This is a genomic window from Bacteroidales bacterium (assembly GCA_014860585.1).
Classification (GTDB): Bacteria; Bacteroidota; Bacteroidia; order Bacteroidales; family 4484-276; genus RZYY01.
In genome coordinates this window covers 14,990-38,844 of record JACZJL010000171.1, presented here as the reverse complement: position 1 = coordinate 38,844, position 23,855 = coordinate 14,990, and the positions used below count along the sequence as shown (strand labels likewise).

General features: G+C 43.0%; 18 protein-coding genes and 1 tRNA gene. 17 read left to right on the top strand and 2 right to left on the bottom strand.

What is annotated here, in order from left to right; genetic code table 11:
• Positions 1-10 precede the first annotated feature (10 nt).
• The 5 genes from IH598_16485 (at position 11) to IH598_16465 (ending at position 10,384) form a co-directional block, all read left to right on the top strand.
• A complete protein-coding gene (locus IH598_16485; GenBank protein MBE0640112.1) occupies positions 11-5,206 on the top strand; it encodes a T9SS type A sorting domain-containing protein in 5,196 nt (1,731 codons plus the stop codon).
• Positions 5,207-5,290: 84 nt separating this feature from the next.
• A complete protein-coding gene (locus tag IH598_16480) occupies positions 5,291-6,322 on the top strand; it encodes a T9SS type A sorting domain-containing protein (protein MBE0640111.1) in 1,032 nt (343 codons plus the stop codon).
• Positions 6,323-6,378: 56 nt separating this feature from the next.
• Positions 6,379-7,857: a hypothetical protein gene (locus tag IH598_16475; protein MBE0640110.1), complete on the top strand. Its 1,479-nt coding sequence runs from the start codon at positions 6,379-6,381 to the stop codon at positions 7,855-7,857.
• Positions 7,858-7,876: 19 nt separating this feature from the next.
• Positions 7,877-10,081: a T9SS type A sorting domain-containing protein gene (locus tag IH598_16470; GenBank protein ID MBE0640109.1), complete on the top strand. Its 2,205-nt coding sequence runs from the start codon at positions 7,877-7,879 to the stop codon at positions 10,079-10,081.
• 66 nt (positions 10,082-10,147) lie between these two features.
• Positions 10,148-10,384, top strand: a complete 237-nt coding sequence (locus IH598_16465; GenBank protein ID MBE0640108.1) for a hypothetical protein — start codon at positions 10,148-10,150, stop codon at positions 10,382-10,384.
• A gap of 319 nt (positions 10,385-10,703) precedes the next feature.
• On the opposite strand, the gene IH598_16460 is transcribed toward IH598_16465, so the two are convergent.
• Positions 10,704-11,273 (bottom strand): aminodeoxychorismate/anthranilate synthase component II, encoded by a 570-nt coding sequence (locus IH598_16460; GenBank protein ID MBE0640107.1) that lies wholly within the window; start codon positions 11,271-11,273, stop codon positions 10,704-10,706.
• Positions 11,274-11,290: 17 nt separating this feature from the next.
• Between IH598_16460 and IH598_16455 the strand changes: the two genes are divergently transcribed.
• The 5 genes from IH598_16455 (at position 11,291) to IH598_16435 (ending at position 14,465) form a co-directional block, all read left to right on the top strand.
• The gene (locus tag IH598_16455; GenBank protein ID MBE0640106.1) at positions 11,291-12,265 is read left to right on the top strand and encodes an aminodeoxychorismate synthase component I; all 975 of its coding nucleotides are present in this window, start codon (positions 11,291-11,293) and stop codon (positions 12,263-12,265) included.
• The gene (locus tag IH598_16450; GenBank protein ID MBE0640105.1) at positions 12,234-12,833 is read left to right on the top strand and encodes an aminotransferase class IV; all 600 of its coding nucleotides are present in this window, start codon (positions 12,234-12,236) and stop codon (positions 12,831-12,833) included. Before IH598_16455 ends, IH598_16450 begins: the two co-directional genes overlap by 32 nt.
• 56 nt (positions 12,834-12,889) lie before the next feature.
• Positions 12,890-13,234, top strand: a complete 345-nt coding sequence (locus IH598_16445; GenBank protein MBE0640104.1) for a translation initiation factor — start codon at positions 12,890-12,892, stop codon at positions 13,232-13,234.
• 228 nt (positions 13,235-13,462) lie between these two features.
• Positions 13,463-13,867, top strand: a complete 405-nt coding sequence (locus IH598_16440; protein ID MBE0640103.1) for a DUF1801 domain-containing protein — start codon at positions 13,463-13,465, stop codon at positions 13,865-13,867.
• A gap of 43 nt (positions 13,868-13,910) precedes the next feature.
• On the top strand, positions 13,911-14,465 hold the full coding sequence (locus IH598_16435; GenBank protein MBE0640102.1) for a DUF5063 domain-containing protein: 555 nt from the start codon (positions 13,911-13,913) through the stop codon (positions 14,463-14,465).
• Between the two features lie 168 nt (positions 14,466-14,633).
• Here the strand turns inward: IH598_16435 and IH598_16430 are convergent.
• A tRNA-Leu gene (locus tag IH598_16430) sits at positions 14,634-14,717 on the bottom strand.
• A 109-nt stretch (positions 14,718-14,826) separates the two neighbouring features.
• Between IH598_16430 and IH598_16425 the strand changes: the two genes are divergently transcribed.
• The 7 genes from IH598_16425 (at position 14,827) to IH598_16395 (ending at position 23,840) form a co-directional block, all read left to right on the top strand.
• Positions 14,827-16,380: a DUF4301 family protein gene (locus IH598_16425; GenBank protein ID MBE0640101.1), complete on the top strand. Its 1,554-nt coding sequence runs from the start codon at positions 14,827-14,829 to the stop codon at positions 16,378-16,380.
• A gap of 233 nt (positions 16,381-16,613) precedes the next feature.
• Positions 16,614-17,621 (top strand): DUF1028 domain-containing protein, encoded by a 1,008-nt coding sequence (locus tag IH598_16420; GenBank protein MBE0640100.1) that lies wholly within the window; start codon positions 16,614-16,616, stop codon positions 17,619-17,621.
• Positions 17,622-17,629: 8 nt separating this feature from the next.
• Positions 17,630-17,992: a nuclear transport factor 2 family protein gene (locus IH598_16415; protein MBE0640099.1), complete on the top strand. Its 363-nt coding sequence runs from the start codon at positions 17,630-17,632 to the stop codon at positions 17,990-17,992.
• Between the two features lie 35 nt (positions 17,993-18,027).
• On the top strand, positions 18,028-19,635 hold the full coding sequence (locus tag IH598_16410; protein MBE0640098.1) for a methylcrotonoyl-CoA carboxylase: 1,608 nt from the start codon (positions 18,028-18,030) through the stop codon (positions 19,633-19,635).
• Positions 19,636-19,675: 40 nt separating this feature from the next.
• The gene (locus tag IH598_16405; GenBank protein ID MBE0640097.1) at positions 19,676-20,470 is read left to right on the top strand and encodes an enoyl-CoA hydratase/isomerase family protein; all 795 of its coding nucleotides are present in this window, start codon (positions 19,676-19,678) and stop codon (positions 20,468-20,470) included.
• 19 nt (positions 20,471-20,489) lie between these two features.
• Entirely contained in the window at positions 20,490-22,661 is a 2,172-nt protein-coding gene (locus tag IH598_16400; GenBank protein ID MBE0640096.1) for an oxaloacetate decarboxylase, read from the top strand.
• A gap of 30 nt (positions 22,662-22,691) precedes the next feature.
• Complete coding sequence (locus IH598_16395; protein ID MBE0640095.1) at positions 22,692-23,840, top strand: acyl-CoA dehydrogenase family protein; 1,149 nt, start codon at positions 22,692-22,694, stop codon at positions 23,838-23,840.
• The last annotated feature ends 15 nt before the right edge of the window (positions 23,841-23,855 follow it).

Genomic DNA, 23,855 nt, shown 5'->3' with positions numbered 1-23,855 from the left:
ATTTACGATTATGAGCAGATTTTACGAAAATCATTTCAAAAAAGTGGCGTTGCTGATGGTAATGCTGCTTGTAGGGCTGAGTTCGGCTTTTGCCCAAACACAGCTCAGACTGACAATTGAGTGTCATGGGCGTGTAGAAGTTTTTGACCGTGGTTCCGGAACAACAGTTACAACCATTCAGGGACCTGTTGAAAATTCAACTTTAACACTTGCTGCAGGTCAGTTGATGAGACTGAGAACAGTAATTCCCAGTCAGATCACGAGTCACCAGGTAACATTGTGGGATTATTCCAATCCATATTTTGGACCACCAATTCCCCCGGGAGATCCTCTTTTCATTCACCAATCAACCAATGACTTTATTGATCTGGTTATGGGTGCTAACGGTACTGCGATTTCTGTTGTTGCCTTATTCGAAGTACGTGATCCTAATATCACCATTACTGATTACGAAATCGAATCAGTCACCAAAACCCCAGTTATCTTACCTTTTGATGTGACTTATGATATTCCAGACAATGTTAATTACAGCATTTTTAACGATCCGGTTATCGGACCGGTGGTGGCTGATCTGAGAATGGATATCCCCGGCGGATTTCCTGCAGGTGCTGAACTTATTAAAGTTTCTCTTGATGGCGGAACAACGAACCTTCTCAACAGTGCTCCGACAGATATTGGTGGGGCAACTGAAATCTTTCTCTATGACTTACTTTCAATAGCACCACCCAACCTTATCACAAAAGAAGGGTTGACAGATAGTTTTGAATTTACTTTTGCAGGAATTGATAATCCTGTTACCATCCCTTTTACGATCACTGTCCTTGGATATGTTGATTTTGATGTTTGCTACACGGATTTTGAAGTTGGAACATACACACTAACATTCGCTGATGCTACTGTTGTTGACATAACAGATTTTGAAACATGCTGGAATGTTCCTTACTCCTTCGAATATGAAATTGGTTATCCTACTATTTACAACGTGGATAGTCGGGTAAAAAATGATGCTGTTATTGAAGTTGATGTGCCTCTTAATGCTGGTACAGTGGTTGATATTTTCTACAATAACAATCCTGCTGGAAGCTATACATTGTCTGCCGAATACAGCACACTCTATCTCTCTGCAATGCTTGCAAATGACCTAAACCCTACTAACCCCAACACTGGTGTTCAGACTACTTTGCAGGGCCATGTGGCTACTGATACCTGGAGATTTGAGATTGATGATGTGCAACCAGGGACTTATAATGTTGAGGTAACCAATTTTGCCTATCTTGAAGGTACAGAATATGCTTACGCAGGCGATTCATTTCAAGTTATTGTAAATCCTGAGCCTGCTATTGGTTTCTCATTTGATGGTGTTCTTGCCGAAACCGGGTCTTCATTTGAATATTGCTACGATTATGTATTTGATGTTACACTATCGCATGTTTGGGCCGGAGAGCCTCCGTTTACACTGGAATATCAGTATGACGATGGGGTAACTCCTGTCACTGGCACCTTTACGGGTGACCTTGGTGATGTTATTTTTGGGCCAGGTACTTTTGCCGTAGGAACCTATACCATAACCCTTAATTCATTGGTTGATAATAACGGTTGCTCTCCAACCACCCTTGATCCCTGGCTGGCATTTCTGACCATTCATCCGGAACCGGAAATGGACTTCTTTGTTAACGGAGCCTTGGCTTTTGGACAATCATTTGAATTTTGCTATGATGAAACAATAGAGCTCAGCTACGAAGGCACAGTTGGTGCACCTAACTGGGATTTCACTTTCACTATTGATAAAATTGGTGGCGGAGTTGGCTATCCTTTCTATGGTACAGGCTCTGTGGATGGTGATGGTGATATAGAATATTTCGAGGCGGATATGTTCCCGCTGGGCGTTGGAACCTATAGCCTGACAATTACCTCTATAACAGATGGAAATAATTGTGTAACATCCGCTACAACTTTGGCCGATTACTGGATGAGTCTGATTGTTCACCCCGAACCTACCGCTGAAATCGAAGTAAACGGAACTTCTGCATCCGGACAAGACTTCGAATTCTGTTACAATGAAGTTATTGATATTTATGTAGCCGGTGTAGTTGGTGAACCCGACTGGACGTTAGGATGGCAGATTGAAGGACCTTCTGGTTTTCCGACCCAAAACGATTATATGACCGGTGTCTCCGAAACCTTTACTTACAACCTTTTGGATTTCCCCGTTGGTCTGTATACTTTCACAGTAACCAGCCTTGTGGATAATAACATGTGTGCAGCCTCACAAACCTCACTGGACAGTTACACCTTTACTATTACGATAAATCCTGAACCAACAGCTCTGGTGGAGGTGAATGACGAACCGGTTACGGGTAACCCTGTCATTGAATTTTGCTATGATGATGAAGTTACTATTTCGATTGAAGGCGTTATAGGTACGGCTCCCTGGACTGTTGAATGGCAAATTGAAGGGCCTTCACCTTTCGGAACACAGACAGATATAATGTCAGGTGTTTCAGGTACGTGGACCTATGATTTGATTAATTTCCCAACCGGCACCTATTTGTTCAGCATCCTTGATTTATATGATGATAAAGGATGTCATTCAACATCTCTGGAGGATTATAATTTTTCAATTATAGTTCATCCCGAGCCAGTTGTTTCAGCAATCGAATTGTTCTATTCCGAATATGATGACCTGAGCGATCCTATGCCAATTGATGGCGATTTAGCCAATGGTTACACCGCATGTATTAATGACAATGTTGATTATTATTATATAGGTGTTGCTTCATTGACTGTTGCTGTTGACCTTGAACCAAATTACCCCAATCCATTCTTTATCGAAGAAGTTACCGACCCAGCTTATTGGGCATGGTGGCTTGCAAAAGGGGTTGATGGTGTAAATAATGCTCAAGGATGGGAATTGGCGATGTGGGATATCATCAATGGTGATGAACCAATCTTCTTCCTGGAGAAAACCGGATCAGATTATTTCCTCTATGATGGTTTACAATATCCGGAATATCTCATGATTAATGGTGATTATCCTCCGGGGACTTACACATTTACCGGCACAGTTGAATCAACTGAGGGATGTCTTTCTGATGTATCGGTAGTGATCACTTTCCTCGACGATCCAAATGCTGATGCAGGTTTAGATGATTATGTATGCTTCAATATCCTTGAATACAATCTGGATGCAACATATTCTGTAGTTGGAAGTACAGGGAAATGGACAACTAAAACACCCGCTCCCGGTAATGTTGTTTTCGAAGATGACACTGATCCCAAAACAAAAGTCACAGTGGATGTTGGTGGTGTTTATACATTCTATTGGACAGAAACCAATGGCATCTGTGAAGACGTTGATGAAGTTACAATTACCTTCTACACAATAGTTGAAGGAATTGGCGGCGTTACCAGTGTGTTCAGCGGAGCTGTTGAAACCTATTCGGTGGCTGCACCTAATCTTAGTGAGCCTGGTTTCCCAACCTATTCCTGGAGTGCTGTTGATCCTATGGCAGTATCAATCAGCGATCCGTCAGCACAAATTGTCAGCCTCACCTTTATCTGGGACGATCCGCTGCCTTACGATGAAGTTGAATTGAGCGTAACTGTTGACAATGGTTTGTGCTCCGATACTTATACAATCACAATTGAAATTCTCCCCAACCTCCTCGTAGGCCAGGTGAAATACTACAATGCCGGTGAAACACCGATGCCTTCGCCGTTTATGACTAATTACTATGGATTGAATGTTCCTGATTTCTTCTACGTTTCGCTGGTTGGTGCGGACTTTGATTTAGAATCTGATGATCCTTATTATGGTGCCGTAGAGGTGAAAAAGGTAGAGGAGTATTATGGTGAAGACCTACATCCCCTGCTTACCGATGAGTATTATGAAGCAGCCTTTGCTTTCGATTATAACCTTGATCCTAATGCTGATTACAGAGTACTTGTTTGGGATGGTGGGTATTATGAAGAATGGAATAATGGTGGTGGAATTTATTCAGATGGATTTTTGACCAATAACTGGACTTACAACAACTGGGATGGAGTTAATGCTACGGATGCAATGTTGGTTGAACACATGGTCATTGGCAACGACATCAGCGGATTCCCCGGACTGGCACACATTGATTATCCTTACGCTCCATACAACGAAAATGTAGCCGATGCCAATTACAATGGAACCTTAACAGGTCTCGATGCATTGCTTGCAAAGCGCCGTGCAATTGGCCTGATCCAGGTTTATCCGAACGACAAACCCAACTTTGAGGTGGCCGGTATTTTCGTGGATGAGGACGATTTCAACACTAACACTACTTTTGGTGTTCAAATCCCGACTGCTCTCGATAAACTTAATATGTATTCATATATAGCTTCTTCATTTGCCGGACAGCATTATTATTTCAATGATCTGGATGCTTTGGCAAACTATCCTGATTTGGGTTACCGCTATCTGAACATCTACTATGATGCTGTTAGTGATATCAACAGTTCATATGTTCCGGTGTATGGCGGTTTCAAAGCTGAACCAAAACTGGATCTCATTTACGAAGGTGTAACTGCGGTAAGCAAGGGTGAGGAAGTAACCATCCCGATCGTTGTTGATCATTTTGCAGACCTTGGCGCTATTAGTATCGGTATGACCTATCGCAACGACCTGATCGAGGTGATAGCAACCAACTATGGTGAAGACAATGCTTATTTCAATCACGAACAGGGCATTGTCAATATCGCATGGTCAGCACTTGAAGGGATCAACTTCAACGAAGGAGATGCAATTGCTATGATTACCGTTCGTGTAATTGGTGATATTTCTGCAGATGCCCGTCTGTTCGAACTCACCGGCTTCACCGAACTGGCTGACAGGAGTGCACAGGTTGTTGAAGGTGTTAACCTAAAGGCCAGCAGCCTCAGCACTGAAGCTCCTGTAATCAATACATTTGCAGTAACTAACAACCCCAACCCATTCAGGGATGCAACTACCATTACTTATGACCTGCCCGAATCCGGAGCAGTAAGTGTGGTGATCTACAACAAGATGGGTCAGGTTGTGAAGACACTTGTCACCGAATACCAAAGCGCAGGCACACACAAGGTAACTGTACAAAGCAGCGACCTCAACGGCCCAGGCGTTTACTACTACAAGCTGGAAGTTAAGGGTGAAAGTAACGACTACTCATCCAACAACAGCATGATCTTGATCAGATAAGACAAATATAATTAAGGTGTGCCGGATTACGGCACACCTTATTCTATTTGAACTTTTGTTTTTGGTTTAAATCACAAATAATTGATGAGAAAAGGATTTCACATACAGGTAAATGGCCATCCGGTTTTTATACTGGGTCTGCTGCTGATGTTCGGTTGTTGGTCAGTTTTTGGCCAGCACACTGTCTCCATCGGCGCCCAACCCCGTTGTGAAAACAGTAGTGTCCTGTTGCCTGTGAATGTATCCAATTTTAATGATGTTGCTGCTTTTACATTTTTCATTTCTATCGATACATTACTTGTGGAATTCGTTTCAATAGAAAATCCTCATGTTCAGCTGGGAGGAGCACCTTTATCCAACTTTATTGATCAAACATCAAGAATTGCCATTACATGGTCGAGCCTTTCGGCATTGAATATAGCTGAAGGCAAATTATTCGACCTTAAGTTGGATTATTATGAAGGCAATGCATCGCTTGTTTTTACTGATCAATGCGAAGTAGCCAACTCATCAGGTTCTGTAATCGCGAATGTTGTTTATCAGAATGGCCTGCTGGTTTCTGTACTTCAGATTTCGGAACAACCGGTTTCGGTAACCGTAACCGAAGGTGAACAGGCGCAGTTTGTAATAAATATGCTTTACGGCGGACCTGATTTTCAATGGCAACATTATGCGAATGGTGTATGGATTGATCTCCAGAACACTGCTAATTACACTGGAGTAAACACACACGAATTGACTATTGAAGAGGTTCCACTGGCATTCAACAATTATACTTTCCGATGCAATGTAAGTTATGAGGATTGCGCAGTGAACAGCAATTCTGTTACACTCACAGTTTCTCCCCTGACAGTTGTAAACAACGGATCACTGAATACAAATGCGATCAGGGTTTTTCCAAATCCTTGCGAAGAGGTGTTGAATTTTGATGTAAATTTACCGGAACCAGGTTTTGACTTGCAACTGGTGAATCTTGTTGGAGAAGTTGTTTATTCAGAGCATCCCTTGCATAGCACTGGAATGATAAGTACTGGAAGCCTGGATACCGGAATTTATTTTTTGCAAATGATCAGTGAGAACCGAACTGTTGAGACGATTAAGGTGTTGATAAAATAACCAACAACAAGATGATATGTATGAAACAAGATTAGTAAACGTAAAAACATAACAATATGATGAAGAAAATAATACAGATATTCATGGCAATCATGTTTGCCATTCCTTTAATGTCCCAACCGATTGTATCTCTTGAAGACGTTGTTTCCGGACCTGGTCCGGTTACCGTAAATCTGGATTTGATCGGTTTGAATAATGTGGGCGCTGTTACTATTCGCATTGATTATGATGGAGATGTTTTGACCTATTCCGGCCCTCTTGAAGTTGCATTTAATGGGTCAAATATCGCCATTAACCCTAATTATGGCGGAAGTTCAGTGCTTGCTTTAGTGTGGACAAGTGTCAGCGGGGTAAACATCAACGGTACATTCCTTGAACTGGAGTTTGATTACCTTGGTGGCTTCACTACCGACCTTGAGTTTTTAACTGACTTTTGTGAAATTACAACACCTAATGGAACCTCTTTAGTAGTGCCGGGTGATTATGTAGATGGTAGTGTTTCACCGGATTTGTCTCCGGTCGGTACGCTCACCATCTCAGAAGTTTTCACAACCGGGGCCGATTCCATTCCATTGCCTGATCCGCCGGGAGGTTACCTGGTCATTCCGGATCCGGTTGATGTACCGGTGGTCGCCGATGGCTTGTCTGCTGCTGCCGTGGGTTCAATTGAACTCAGCATCAGCTTCAATAACCAAAAGCTTACTTACACAGGTTACACAGCCAATCAGTTTTCAGGATGGGTTGTCAGTGTTGACCAGCTTGCTGGAACATTGACATTTATCAAGACAAGTGCCTCCGCACTTTCTATCCTTGATGGCGATTTGATTACGATCCATTTCGATTTTCTGACCGGCCTTGCTGAAGTTAATTTCACTCCGGAAACATCGCTTCATTATATCAATGCAACCCCGGTACCCGTGGGCTTGGTTGATGGTTTTGTGAATTCCGTGACTGAAGTGAACCTTAAAGTGTTCCTTGAGGGGTTGTACATTGGCGGAGGTCTGATGCGTAAAGCCCAGGATCATGATGGCGTGAGCCCGTTTGATAAATATTCCGGAACAGTTGCCGATTTAATTACGGTGGAGTTACACGATGCTTCCAACTACGGTACGATCGTGTGGTCGCAATCTGATATTGAACTAAATACTGACGGGACGGCACTTGCATTGGTTCCATCCATGTTCAGTGATCAGTATTATATCACCATAAAAAGTCGTAATCATCTCGAAACAGTCAGTGCCACAGCAGTGCTGTTTGGCGGCTCTATAACCTATGATTTCACTGATGCCTTATCCAAAGCTTACGGAAATAATCAAAAAGATTTGCTTGATGGAAATTTTGCTATCTTTGCCGGCGATGTAAATCAGGATGGATTTATCAATGTTGCAGATCGTTCTTTGGTACAATCAGCCCTTTTAGCTCTTGAAAAAGGGTATCTGATTGAAGACACAAATGCTGATGGTACTGTAAATGTTCTTGATCGTACACTGGTTCAAACTGGTTTGCTGAATTTTGTAATAAGAGTAACACCGTAATCATTTAAAATTTTTTGATATGAAACAGATTATAACTATCTTATTTCTTTTGCTTATCATGGGTCTCCAGTCATTTGCCCAAAAGTCTTATGAAATGGAGTTAACCAACGTGGTTCAAGTAAATGAAACAGAATTCACATTTGATGTGCGTTTGAGAAACACATCTGATCCCGTTGAACCTTTTGCAATTGAGGCGATTCAATGGCAACTCAGTTTTAATACTGCAATGTTGAACGGAGGAGGAATCAGGAATGGCTTTTTGACTTATGTTAATGGCACTTCTGATTTATCGGGTAGCAGAATAATTCCTATTTCAACGAATTTTACTTCAAATCAAACGCTTCTGCAGTGGGTCACTGATCCACTTGGACTTGATGAAGAGACTACTTTGTTTGATGATAACACCTGGAAGAGAATTGGTACTTTCCGTCTTCGACTAAGCATTGCAGATAATAGTACTGTTCTGAATAATTTTGCAGATGTTCCACTGAACTTGGAATTTGTAGCAGATCAGGTTTATGTAATCGAATGTCCATATTATGAAGATGGTGGTCTTTACTACAGGTTAAATGCAAATTCAAGTGTCATTAACTCCAGAACATTGACTAATGCTGTAGACCCTCTTTTTGAACTGGCAGGATATTACATTGGTGTTGGAACTGATTGGGCTACTGCAGCTAACTGGAACAATACTGTTGCAAATACTCACCCGGCTTACCATCAGCTTCCAGGAGCAGCTAACAATGCACTGGTTGGTGTTGCTGCTGAAATTGCCACAGCTACCAAAGTTGTAATTAATAACCTTTATATCAAATCATCTGGTTCATTGCGAATTAAATCAGATGCTTCCGGTACAGGTTACCTGATTCACAACAATGCCAATGTTCCTGCAACAGTTGAGCGTTTCCTTTCACAGGGAAAATACCACTATGTATCTTCACCTGTTGAGATGGCGCCATATTCCTTGTTCCAGGTTTGGCCTGCACCACCATACCCGGCATTTGCCGATTTTTACGAGTGGGTGGAAACCACACGTGAATGGATAAATCTGAATTACAATGCTCCGGTTGGAGTATTGGCTCCGGGTCAAGGCTATGCAGTGGCATACAGCGATGCCGATTACACCAAGGAATTTGTTGGTGAGTTGAATGTTGGTACTGTGCCTTTTGAAGCTACCTACACACCGGGCCCTGTTTCACCATTCTGGAACCAGAGAGGTTTTAACTTTGTCGGAAATCCTTATCCTGCAGCACTGGATGGTGATGCTTTCTTAAATGCGCATCCGGAAGTGTTTGGTTTATATTTCTGGGACGAAGCCGCAGATTATCAGGGCGATCGTGATGACTACGCTACTTATTCTCTGGCCGGCGGCGTTGGAGTTGCTCCAGGAGTTGGTGGTACCAATCCTAATGCACCAACAGGTATTATTGCACCTTCACAAGGATTTATTTTACAGGTGAAATCAACTCCGTTCAATCAAAATGCTGTTATACCAATTGCTTTTGAGAATGATATGCGCGTAACAGATGATTCATACTTCTATAAAGAGCAGGAAGACCGTGACAGAATTTGGTTAAGTGTTACAGGACCTCAGGAAGATTACAACGAAATCCTTGTAGCTTTTATGGAAGGAGCTGAAGTGGGAATGGACAGAACCGATGCTGAAAAATATAAAATCAGCTCCAGACTCGCATTTTATAGTGAGCTTGAGGGTGGTGATTTTGTAATTCAGGGACTTCCGGTGCTCAACCAAACCGATACCTATGAAATTGCGTTAGGTGTTGACGCCGGTTTTGCCGGAAATTATACATTCGATGTTCAACTGATTGAAAATTTTGACCCGGCTGCCGTCATTACACTGGAAGACCGCCTGGCCAATAAATTTACAAATCTGAGAACCACTTCACAGTATGTAGCACAAATTGCTGAACCGGGAGAGATCAGAAACAGGTTCTTCCTGCATTTCAATGGAGCTACATCAGTGCCGGTGATTGATCAAAAACTTACAAAGGTTTATGCTTTGCAAAACCAAATCATCATACAGCATTTAGGAAGCAGTGAGATTTTAGATGTTGAGGTGATCAATACACTCGGGCAACTGGTTACACGTACACCTGTTCATGCAACAGATGCCACGATTACCGTTCCCGGACATAATGTGGTTTATATTGTAAAAGTTAGAACCACAGAGGGTATTGAGTCGCACAAATTACTGATTCGTTAACACTGTTTTCAACTGTCCTGATGTTTTGTACAGGATTGAAATTGAAACAATAAACTTTATCGTAATATGAAAAGAATAAAAAATAACATCATCGGCATTTTTCTGGTACTGGCATTCTTTTGCATAGCTACTGTCAGTATTGCCCAAACGCAAGCACCGCCACCTCCCAGGCATGGAATGACTGACCCAACCGTTCCTGGTGGTTCTGCACCTGTTGGCGAGGGGATTGTACTTTTAATTGCTCTTGGCGCAGCTTATGGCGGCAGGAAGGTTTACAGTATGCGTAGAAAACTGGCCGAATAGAAATCATCCGTTAAACGTGCAGGCTTCAAATGGAAACATCAACAGTCTGCACGTTTATATGTGGAATTTCCTGCCGGCGCTTTTCATTGTTTGTCATGGGTGAAGGGTTCAAAGCATACCTGTAACACTTGCGGTGAGTAATTGGTACAAGAAAGGATTGTACGAATTCCTGATATCGGAATAAAAATCGCAACGCCTGCTAGCCTGTAGAACAGCGAAAAAGCACCGGATAACAATTAAGTCATAACATTCAAAACGATCAGTCCTGCTAAACTAGCGGGACTGATTTTTTTATTTTGGGTTTTGGAAACAGGCAGGTTTACAAATCGATCCAATTCCTGAGCAGCTTACTGCCTTCAGGTGTCATTACAGATTCGGGATGAAACTGTACCCCTCTTACATCAAAATCCCTGTGCGTTAATGCCATGATGCGTCCATCGGTTGATTTGGCTGTGATCCTTACTGCTGCTGGGAATGCTTCCTCTGTAATTCCCCAGGAGTGATACAATCCCGCGCTGAATGGTGATTCGATCCCTTTAAATAATTTGTCCACAGGTACACAGGGTGAAATGCTGACACTGATCCCATGATGTACCGTATTCAGGTTTGTCAACTTTGCTCCATAATACAGCCCGATGGCCTGAAAACCCAGACAAATTCCGAGAATACTTTTTTTGTTTTGGTAGGCTGCAAGAATCTGTGCCATGATGTCAAATTCATGAGGTACGTCTGGCCCGGGAGAAAACAGGACTTTATCAAAATCTTTTACTTTTTCCAGCCGAACATCCCTGCTTTGCTGCACATCAATGCTGAGATGTTTACTTTTGCGCAGAATATTCACCAGGTTGTAGGTGAAGGAGTCGTAATTGTCAACCAGCAATAGTTTCATCAGTGGGAAAATCGCTTATTAATTTCGTTTCAAAAGTAAATAAACTGGCCACAACCGGCACTCCTTTTTTATTTATCACCGACTATGATTTGCAAATGCCGGAAGTATTTCCTTTAGATGAATTGCCTGAAGGGATTTGCTTCCAGACTCCTGCCTATCCCTTAAAAGGAACTTATCCGGTATTTGAAAAGGATTTCTATTTTAATTTCTTTCCACCTGAATTTGCCATTTATTGCTCTGCTTTTGATGCTGTGCAGAAAGAGATTAGAAAAGGTAACACTTACCTGATTAATCTTACATTCAGAAGTTTGCTTGAGACATCACTGAACCTGAGGGATATTTTTCTTTTAAGCAACGCAAAATACAAACTTCTCCTTGATCATCATTTTGTCGTGTTTTCTCCGGAAACCTTTGTTGAAATTAAGGATGGGGTGATATCTTCCTGTCCGATGAAAGGAACAATTGACGCTTCAATCCCTTTTGCAGATGAGATATTGCTCGGTGATGTGAAAGAAACAGCAGAGCACAACACGATCGTTGATTTGATCCGCAACGACCTGGCGATGATTTCGGAGGATGTTTTTGTCGAGAAATTCCGATACTTAGACCTTTTACAGACCCATAAAGGTGATTTGTACCAGCTAAGCTCAAGGATTTGTGGAACTCTTCCGAAGAATTATAAAACTCAATTGGGCGAAATCCTGCTTAAAATATTACCTGCCGGCAGCATAACGGGGGCGCCAAAGAAAAAAACAGTAGAGATTATCAGGAATGTGGAGAACTACCAACGTGGATTTTATACAGGAATTTTCGGTGTGTTTGATGGTGAGAACCTTGACAGTGCTGTTATGATCCGTTTTATCGAAAATGAAAATGGTCAACTTTGGTTTAAAAGCGGCGGAGGAATCACATCGATGAGCGTTGTTGAAAAAGAGTACGAAGAATTAATTCAGAAAATTTATGTGCCAATTTCTCGAAACAATCAGGGTTGAAAACCGTGTATTGCAACACCTGGAATACCACCAACAGCGGATGGAACGGACGGTGAAGGAATTTTTCCCTTTATCGGAAACCCCTGTTTTAACAGACTTGGTCGCCATTCCTGACTGGATTGAAAAAGGAACATACAAATGCCGGGTAATTTTTAGTGAGGCTATTGAAAAGATCGAATTTGAGAAATACTTTCCCCGCCGGATTAACACCCTTAAAATTGTCAAAGATGATGAAGTGGATTATTCCTTTAAATTTGCCAACCGCAGTAAACTGAACCAGCTTCTTTCACATAAAGGAGCTTGTGATGATATTCTGATTGTGAAAAATGGCCTTGTTACCGACACTTCTTACAGCAATATTCTACTTTATGACGGTAGTATCTGGGTTACTCCGGATCATCCTTTGCTTCCAGGCACTTGCCGGCAGCGGCTACTGGATAATCATCATGTCACTTCCAGGGAAATCACAATAAATGATTTACGCAAGTTTCGTAATTTTATGCTGATCAACGCCATGCTTGATTTTGATGTGAGGCGGGCAGTTCAGGTCAGCACTATTAAATTTTAAGCGCCATTCAAATTGTTTCAGCAGTTTAAACTTACTTACTTTTGCAAGAAAATAACATGTCAAAAAGCAAAAAACTCGCCGGAGATCTTGTGTATTCCACCAATCCGGATTTGATCAGGCAAAATGAAGCAGATGACCAGGTAGAAACCTTGCCCCCTCATAGTCAAAACCTTCGGGTGTGGCTCGACCGGAAGCAGCGAAAAGGAAAAGTTGTTACACTGATTACCGGTTTTGCCGGAAATGAGGATGATTTGAATGATCTCGCCAAGTTATTAAAAACCAAATGTGGCGTTGGAGGTTCAGCCAAAGATGGAGAAATAATTATTCAGGGTGAAGTCAGAAATAAAGTAATGGAAATCCTGACTAAAGAGGGTTACAAGGCGAAAATGGCAGGAGGTTAAAAGTGCTCAATGAAGTTGGAATGTTGAGTTAAGCGTCATTGTACATTTACATTACTAAGTCACAGGAGAAAATTTGCTGATCACTTTTTGAGACATAGAGATAAAACAATTGTTGCGATGAGCGGAGTGTCCAACTAACATTTAAACAAATTGTTTGAACACTCCAGCTCATGCAAGTTATGCAAATCAAATTAAAATTGATAAAAAATGGCTGAAAAAAAATCAAAACTGGCTGATATTAAAACAAAGGAAACCTCTGCAAACGTTGAGGATTTTATAAATACTTTGGTGGATGAACAAAAACGCAAAGATAGCTTTGCAATTTTGGAAATGATGAAAAAAGCAACTGGAGAAAAGCCAAAAATGTGGGGCAGTTCAATCATCGGTTTCGGAAATAAGAGATACAAAAGCCCAGCCACTGGTAGAGAAGTTGATTGGCTCATTATCGGTTTCTCTCCCCGAAAAGCAAATTTGTCTTTATATCTTACCATGAATATCAAAGAACATGATTCAAAGCTTCATAAATTAGGAAAGCATAAGACCGGTGTGGGTTGTCTCTACATCAGAAAGTTGGAGGAAATAGATTTGAATGTTCTGAAAGAAATAATAGAAGAATCATTAACACATAAGTAATCTGCTTTGCAAATTTGAATCAATAGAAATCAGACTAAGAAATATGGAAAAGGAAGAAGTTTTACAGGAACCGGTTTACTCCCCGTTTGTGCTTGAGTTTCTGGCGGTGGCACACAAATATTGTGTTTTCATTGAGGATATTCATAAATATACCCTTGATGAAGTCAGGGATTATCTCCATAAAGCATTACCGCTGCTCTATGTTCGCGGGTCGGTATTGCCCGAACTTCCGGAAGAAGAATATGAAATGAATGAGAAGTTTGTTACTGAGGAACAGTGGCAGATTGTATTCAACGAATTGCGTGAGAAGTTTGGAAACAATGATGAATATTGGTTTGTGGAGAATGACAATCCGCACAATGATTTGGTCAAAGGAAGTCTTTCTGATAACCTTTCTGATCTTTACCAGGACATGAAAGATTTCGTGATTCTTTATCAAAAGCCGATGCGGGATGCAAAAGTTGCTGCTGTTTGGGAAATCAGGCAACTGTTTAAAGCGCATTGGGGCTTCAGGGTTGTTAATGCATTGAAGGTATTGCATTATCAGCTTTTCAGCAATGAAAACACAAGGGCCATGAATGAGGGTTTTGAGGATTAGAAAGAAAACTTTGCTGGCAATAGTCAACAGACAAAAGGCAATTGGCAAAAGTAAGCAGGCAAAAGGCACTAATAGGTGATAACGAAAATGCGATCAGTTAGGGCGGGTTAGCAACTAATGGGTGAATTTTGAAAAAAAAGCCCCGCATCATCTGCGAGGCTCTATAAGTGCCCAGGACAAGATTCGAACTTGCACACCCGTGAAGGCGCCAGCCCCTCAAGCTGGTGTGTCTACCAATTCCACCACCTGGGCTCATTTTTGGGCTGCAAAAGTAAAATTTAATTTTTAAGTACATTACTTTTTACCAAAAAAAATCGTTTAGTTTTGCAATGGCAATTTTCAAACATCAAGACATTCAATCATGCTCACACAAAAAGATACAGAACAAATCAGGCAAAGGGGAATGACCGTTAAACAGATCGAAAAGCAGATCGAAAACTTTATCAACGGATTTCCATTTATCAACCTTGTTGCTGCGGCAAGCAAAGGACGCGGTATTCATGTTTTTAACGAGCCATCACTGGATGAGTATAAAGACCATTTTATTGCAAACTCACCACAACGTGATATTCTCAAGTTCGTTCCCGCTTCAGGAGCGGCCAGCCGGATGTTCAAGCACCTTTTTGAGTTCCTCGAGTGGTATGATGGGAGTGAAGCGGCAATTGCCCGTCTCGAGGCAGATAGAAGCTTTAACTCGGTATATTTCTTCCTTACACATCTCAAAAAATTTGCATTTATCCGGGATTTAAAAGCTGCACTGGAAAAAGACGGACTGCAATTTTCGAACCTGATGGAAGAAAAGAGATATGATGTGATAGTGACCTATCTGCTGACAGAGAAAGGACTTGGTTATGCCGATCTGCCAAAGGGTTTGCTGATGTTTCACCAATACGATGGATTTTCACGGATGGCCATTGGCGAACATCTTGTTGAGGGAGCACATTACGCACGCAATGAAAATGGAAATGTGAAGATACATTTTACCGTATCACCCGAACACCGGGAAAAATTTCTGGGGTTTATCGAGCGGAGACAATCGGGTTATGAATCATCCTACAATGTGCGGTACAACATTACTTTTTCGGAGCAAAAGCCCTCAACTGATACGATAGCTGTTGACCTGGAAAACAACCCTTTCCGCGAAAGCGATGGTAAATTGCTCTTCCGTCCCGGGGGACATGGCGCTTTAATCGAAAATCTGAATGATCTGAAGGGGGATATTATTTTCATTAAAAACATTGATAACGTTGTTCCTGATCGTCTTAAGGAACCCACTTACCTGTATAAAAGGGTAATTGGAGGGCTTTTGATGACTTTACAGGAAAAAACACATGCCTGGCTCAGAATCCTTGAAACAAAGAAGGTGAACGCTGTCGAACTGAACGAAATCATTGCCTTTGCTGTAAAAGAATTGATGATTGAACTTAATGAGCATTTCGACAGGATGAGTGTTGCTGAAAAATGCGACTATCTTTTTGATCGGCTGAATCGCCCGATACGGGTGTGTGGTATGGTAAAAAATGAGGGTGAACCGGGTGGTGGACCTTTCTGGGTTAAGCATGAAAATGGCGAAGTTTCACTACAGGTTGTTGAGTCGTCGCAGGTCAACATCAAGGATCCGAAACAGGTGAAGATTGCATCTGAGGCCACGCATTTCAACCCTGTTGACCTGGTGTGTGCTGTCAGAGACTACAAAGGCAATCCGTTTGATCTTCGAAACTATGTTGATCCTTCAACCGGTTTTATCTCCATCAAATCTAAAGATGGCCGTGACCTGAAAGCCCAGGAGCTGCCAGGCTTATGGAACGGTGCAATGGCTAAATGGATCACCGTTTTTGTGGAAGTCCCGATCATTACCTTTAACCCGGTAAAAACGGTAAATGACCTGCTCAGGGAACAACACCTGTTCTTTTGAAAATTGCCACCTGTTTGTTGATGTATTGATTCAACCACATGCAATAATCCATTGATAGTTCAATGGCAAGCATGTGCAATTTTCTTTTTTGTAAACTTTCAAACTGCTTTCATAGGTTGGCTTCCAATTCTTCTTTCCCGATTAAATTTTGTTAAAAAGATCCTCAAGATGCTTTTTGAGTGAACTTACTGTTTATTTTTACCAAAAATAATCCTATCACTATGAATTTAAAAATGCGATTGTTAATTCTGATTTCTTTTTGCATGTTTCTTTTTGCAGCCAAGTCTCAGGACACTTTTTCGATTGTTGCTGTCGACACCGTCACAGGTGAAATAGGAGGCGCCGGTGCATCGTGCATCGACGAATCTGCCATTCCCGGCGGGGTCTTGATCATCAGCGATGTTATCCCGGGAAGAGGTTCCATCCATACCCAATCTTACTGGAATGCCACGAATCAGCAAAATGCCCACAACCGGATGGTAGAAGGAATGTCGCCTGAAGAAATCATTGCCTGGCTCGTGGCCAACGATGTCCAGAATAATCCACAAATCAGGCAGTATGGGATTGTAGATGTAGATGAAAATGGTAGTCCGAGAAGTGCTGCTTTTACCGGAACAAATTGCCTCAACTACAAAAATCACATCGTCGGGCCGAACTATGCCATACAGGGGAATATTCTCCTCGGTCAGCAGATTCTGGATAGCATTGAATCCGGGTTTCTGAATACGGAGGGGACTTTACCCGAGAAATTAATGGCTGCATTACAAGGGGCTAAAGTCCCGGGAGCTGATACACGCTGTATGAACGAGGGAACATCATCGCTATCAGCTTTCATCAGTGTGGCTAAACCCGGGGATTTGCCGGGAGACTTCTGGTGTCACCTGGTTGTGCCATCAACGCCTTATGGTGTGGAACCAATTGATGTGTTACAGGAATTGTTTGATGAATGGCTGGTTTGGACTAAGTTAAATGATGAACCATATGTACAACCCAACAAGGCAACCTTTTATCCCAACCCTGCCGCAAGCCAGATTACGATCACAATAAAAAGGGCTGAAAGTCTTGATCCAGTTGTTGTTAATATCTATTCAACCACAGGCCAGGTCATGGATGAATTGATTTGGAGAGGTGAACCAATTATCTTAAATACTGTTAAATATTCGTCGGGGACTTACCATTACAAGGTCTCCGAAAATCAAAAAATTTTAGATTTCGGAAAATTTAACATCATTAAAAATTGATTCATTTTATGCAATACAAACAGTTCATTCAATCAGTATTTAAAGCAGTAGATAACAGCGATGCAAAAGGGCTCGCAGATTTTATGACCGAAGATGCCGTATTCAGATTTTCAAACAACCCGGAAGTGATAGGAAAAGCAAACATTATTCCGTTCCTTGATGGGTTTTTTCAGAGCATCAGAGGAACCCGTCACGACCAGATCGAAGCCTGGGAAATTCCGGGCGGTTATGCCATGAATGGCCAGGTAACCTATACCCGGCACGATGGTTCAACTTATCCGTGCTGGTTTGCAAATACATTTAAAATGAAAGACGGAAAAATCAAAGAATACCTTATTTTTGTGGACAATTCGAAGCTTTACAGCAATTGAACTAAATTATAGTACTCAAACTAAACCATTTCACCGTGTTTATATTAGAATCGAAAATTGATGTGAATTCCGAGGAGTTCAGGAAGAATAAAGAAGAGTTTACAAAACTTTTATCAGAATTTAAGCGGGTTAGCGATGCAACCATTAACCGGGAAGCCGATAAAGCAGTGCAAAGGCACAAGGAGCGAGGTAAATTGTTGGCCCGCGAAAGGATTGACAAGCTGATTGATCCAAATACGCCGTTCCTTGAATTGTCGCCGCTGGCCGCTCTGAACATCATGGACAATGAGCATCCTTCGGCAGGAATCGTCACCGGAATAGGAGTCATACATGGCAGGGAAGCCATCATCATTGCCAACGATGCCACGGTGAAAGGCGGAACCTACATTAAAGAAACCATCAAAAAGCATTTGCGGGCACAGGAAATTGCTATGGAAAACCACCTGCCGTGCGTTTACATGGTGGATTCCGGCGGGGTGTTTCTCCCTGAACAATCCAATGTTTTCGCTGACAGAGACCATTTCGGCAGGTTTTTTTATAACCAGGCACAGCTATCAGCAATGGGCATTCCCCAGATTGCCATCGTGATGGGTTCATGCACAGCAGGCGGGGCGTATGTTCCGGCCATGAGCGACGAAACCATCATTGTTAAAAAGCAGGGAACCATTTTCCTTGGCGGCCCTCCACTCGTGAAAGCTGCTACCGGCGAAGTGGTGACACCCGAAGAATTGGGCGGCGCTGAGGTGCATACCTCCATCTCCGGTGTTGCCGACCACATGGCCGAAAACGATATTCACGCCATTCAGATTTGTCGAAATATTTTCGAAAATCTTGACAAGAACCCCCGCCAGGTTCTCGACATGTCTCCCATTGAGGAGCCTCTCTATGATCCTGAAGAATTGTATGGCATCGCTCCGGTTGACCTGAAAAAGATGGTTGATCCCAAAGAAGTGATCATGCGTATCGTGGATGGCAGTAAGTTCCACGAGTTCAAGGAAAAATACGGTAAAACGCTGATCACGGGCTTTGCAAAAATCATGGGTTTTCCTGTGGGGATTCTGGCCAACAACGGAATTCTTTTCTCAGAATCTGCGCTAAAAGGAACCCATTTCATCGAATTGTGTACTTCAAGGAAAATCCCATTGCTTTTCCTTCAGAATATCACTGGGTTTATTGTAGGTAAAGAGTTTGAGCGAAAAGGGATAGCCAAGGACGGCGCCAAATTGGTTCATGCAGTGGCCAATGCCAATGTTCCCAAGTTCACGGTCATTTTCGGTGGTTCTTTTGGCGCCGGAAATTATGGGATGGCCGGCAGGGCTTACAATCCAAAATTACTGTTTATGTGGCCGAATGCCAAAATTTCGGTTATGGGCGGAATGCAGGCTGCCGGTGTATTGGTCACCGTTAAACAGGAACAATACGCTGCCAAAGGCAAGGAGATGCCACAGGAAGAAATTGATGCGCTGCGCAAAAGCATTATTGACAAATACGACCATGAAGGCTCAGCTTATTTCAGCACCGCCCGCATGTGGGATGACGGAATTATTGACCCTGTTGATACGCGTAAAGTGATAGCAATGGGTATTTCAATGTCGTTGAACAAGAGATTTGCCGATCAGAAATTTGGCGTTTTCAGGATGTAACAGGAACGGACTTTGATAGAAATTTTCAAAAAAAAATGTGATGAAATCATTTGACAACATTGAATTTGAACTGGTTAATTCGGTTGGAACGGTATGGATGAACCGGCCCGACAAGCACAACGCCATGAATGCTGAAATGATCCTTGAGATCATCGAGTGCTTTGAGGCGTTGAATGATGATGAAAATGTCCGTGTTGTGGTGCTCAGGGGACGTGGCAAATCCTTTTGCGCCGGCGCCGACCTGAATTACATGAAAGGAATTGCCGGTTTTGGTTTTGAAGAAAATTACCAGGACAGCCTGAAACTGGCCAGATGTTTCAACGTGATTTACACCTGCCAAAAGCCTACAATAGCTGTGGTTCAGGGTGCTGCCATTGGTGGCGCCAACGGACTACTCGCTGCCTGCGACTACGTGTTTTGCACCGACGACACCAAATTTGCATTTGCCGAAGTGAAACTCGGAATTGCTCCGGCAACCATTTCTCCTTATGTTGTGAAACGAATTGGCGAGTTTGCTGCCAGAGACCTGATGATTTCCGGTAGAAGATTTACCGGAAAAGAAGCCGAATGGCAGCGTTTGGTTAATAAATCACTTCCCGCCGAAGAAATTGAAGAGCAGGTTACCTCAACAATAAAGCAATTGCTGACCAGCGGACCTGAAGCCATGAAAGCCTGCAAACAATTGATTTTCGATTTATATAACAAACTCACTTTTGACGAATCCATTGATTACTCAGCCCGACTGATTGCCTCACTTCGTGCTTCAACAGAAGGGCAGGAAGGGATGGCTTCATTTCTCGAAAAACGTCCTCCCAACTGGACGCAAACGATTTAATATTACTAAAATAGCAACTATGGCCAGACGAAAAATAAAATTCAGCCTCGTTTACCGCGATATGTGGCAATCCTCTGGAAAATATGTTCCACGGGTTGACCAGCTAAAAAAGATAGCTCCGGTATTGATTGACATGGGTTGTTTTTCCCGGATCGAGACCAACGGCGGCGCCTTTGAACAGGTGAATCTGCTCTACGGTGAAAATCCAAACACTGCAGTTCGCGAATGGACCAAACCCTTCAACGAAGCCGGAATACAAACTCACATGCTTGAACGGGCACTAAACGGGATTCGGATGTTTCCCGTTCCGGCCGACGTGCGAAGGTTGATGTACAAAGTGAAGAAGGCGCAGGGCACCGACATTGCAAGATCATTTTGTGGTCTCAACGATCCCCGCAACCTCGAGCTTTCGATCAAATATGCCAGGGAAGCCGGTATGATTTCGCAGGCAGCCCTTTCGATTACCCACTCAGCTTTACATACAGCTGAATATTACATGGGTGTAGTGGATAAGGCGGTTGAGTTCGGCGCAGATGAAATATGTCTGAAGGACATGGCGGGTATCGGTCGTCCGGCAGAATTGGGAAAACTTGTCAAATCCATTAAAGGAAAATACCCTCACATTGTTGTACAGTACCACGGACATTCAGGTCCGGGGTTTTCAACGGCTTCCATGCTTGAAGTAGCCAGAGCCGGCGCCGATTATGTGGATGTTGCCATGGAACCCCTGTCATGGGGAATGGTACATCCGGATGTGATTACCATCCAGGCCATGCTGCAGGACGCCGGCTTTGATGTACCCGAAATTAACATGAAAGCCTACATGGAAGCCAGGGCGCTGACACAAAGTTTTATGGATGATTTCCTGGGGTTTTTCATTGACCCAAAAAACAGGTACTTATCTTCATTGCTTGTTCAGTCAGGCCTCCCCGGCGGGATGATGGGTAGTTTGATGGCCGACCTGAAAGGCGTTCACCAGGGGATCAACATGTCGCTGAAAGCTGAAGGGCAATCCGAACTCACCGAAGATGAACTGCTCGTTAAGCTTTTTGACGAGGTAGCTTATGTATGGCCAATGCTGGGTTACCCGCCTTTGGTCACGCCATTCAGCCAGTATGTAAAAAATGTGGCGTTGCTCAATATTGTTCAATTGACCAAAGGCGAGGAACGGTATTCGATGATGGACGACAATACCTGGGCTATGATTCTCGGGCGGGCTGGAAAATTGCCCGGCCCCCTGGCGCCCGAAATCATCGAGATGGCCAGGCAACAGAAACGGGAGTTCTACACCGGCGTTCCACAGGATTTATATCCGGACGTGCTGGATAAATACCGCAGGGAAATGATCGAAAACGGATGGGAATTTGGCGAAAATGACGAGGAGCTTTTTGAGTTTGCCATGCACGAAACCCAATACCGGGACTACAAATCCGGCCTTGCCAAAAAAAGGTTTGAGGATGAAATTGAAAAAGCAAAATCCAAAGCATCAACAAAAACAACCATTGCCGTGAACGAAAAACCAAGTATCAACAGAACCTCCTATAGCAAAGACCAGGTGGATTACCCTGTTGCCATGATTGCCTACCTGCTTTTCAGCTTAAACGATCAATCCATTACAGAGCAGACAGAAAAACAGGAGAAAAACAACATCTGGTCAACAATTGGTTACTGGAGAGCGATGAAAACGGTCAGCATTAACTATGACAACAAGAATTACCCGGTAACAGTCAATAAAGCTTTCAATGGCGATTATCGTTTCGGAGTCAATGGATTTGAGGCTACAACCAAATTGTTGCAACTTGACAAAACGGAAGTGGACTTCAAAATCGGCAATGAAACCTACGCAGCCTCAATTTCGGGAGGCGAGCACGGGATGGCTAAAGTTACCATCAACAAGCAGGATTTCCTGATGGTTCGCAACGACCTGCTGGATTCAAAACTGGAAATTGCCAGCGAAGATGATAACGTTGCAGGCGCCGGAAATAAATTGTTTTCACCGTTGCCTGGCAGGGTATTCAAAATCAATGTTAAAGAAGGCGACATGATTGCTAAAGGGGATATTGTTGTAGTGGTTGAAGCCATGAAAATGGAAAACAACATCGTTGCTAAAAAAGATGCCAAAGTCAAAAAAGTGCTGGTAGCAGTTCACGATATGGTTGACTCCTCCACCACATTGGTTGAAATGGAATAGTTTTCAGTTTTAAACAAAAAATTAGGGAAAATGAATTTTGAATTATCAGACGAACACAAGATGATCCGCGAAACCGTGCATGATTTTGCAGAGCGCGAGATCAGGCCGGTGGCAAAAGAGCTGGACGAGAAAGCCCAGTTTTCGGTTGATCTAACCAAAAAAATGGGCGACCTCGGCCTGTTTGGTATGTATTTGCCCGAAAAGTACGGCGGACAAGGGCTGGATACGTTGTCCTACATCATTGCCGTTGAAGAAATAGCGCGGGTTGACGGCAGCCAGGGCGCTACCCTTGCAGCACATAATTCACTTGGGATAGGGCCACTTTATTACTATGGCACCGAAGAACAGAAAATGAAATACCTTCCGCAATTGTGCACAGGTGAAGCGCTATGGGGTTTTGGTCTTACCGAGCCCGATGCCGGCTCCGATTCACGCGGAACAAAAACTACTGCTGTGTTGGATGGTGATGATTGGGTAATCAACGGTTCAAAAATATTTATTACCAATGGTTCAGCAGATATTTCTGTTGGCTCTGCCGTTCAGGCCGTTACCAAAGTGTTCGAGGATGGGAAAAAAGAATACTCTACCATTATTGTCGAAAAAGGAACTCCCGGGTTCACCCGCACACCAATGCATGGAAAGATGATGTGGCGCGCTTCGGACACCGCCCAGTTGTTTTTCGACGATTGCCGCGTACCTAAGGAAAATCTGCTCGGAAAAGTAGGAGAGGGCTCAAAGATCATGCTCTCAACTCTCGACAATGGAAGGCTTTCTATTGCTGCATTGGGGCTTGGAGCTGCACAAGGCGCTTTCGAACTGGCCATGCAATATGCCCAGGAAAGAAAACAGTTTGGAAAAGCAATCTCCAAATTTCAAATCAATGCTTTCAAACTGGCCGACATGGCCATGAAAACCGAACATGCCCGATGGTTCCTTTATCGCACCTGCTGGCTCAAGGACAATAACAAGCCTTTCGGAAAAGAAGCTGCAATGGCCAAACTTTACTGCTCCGAAATTGCGAAAGAAGTGGCTGACGAAGCCGTTCAAATCCACGGTGGTTACGGCCTGATGAAGGATTACGATGTCGAAAGGATCTACCGTGATCAGCGACTGTTGCAAATCGGTGAGGGAACTTCAGAAATCCAGCGTTTGGTCATTTCGCGACACCTGGGATTGTAGCTAAAAATAACTTTC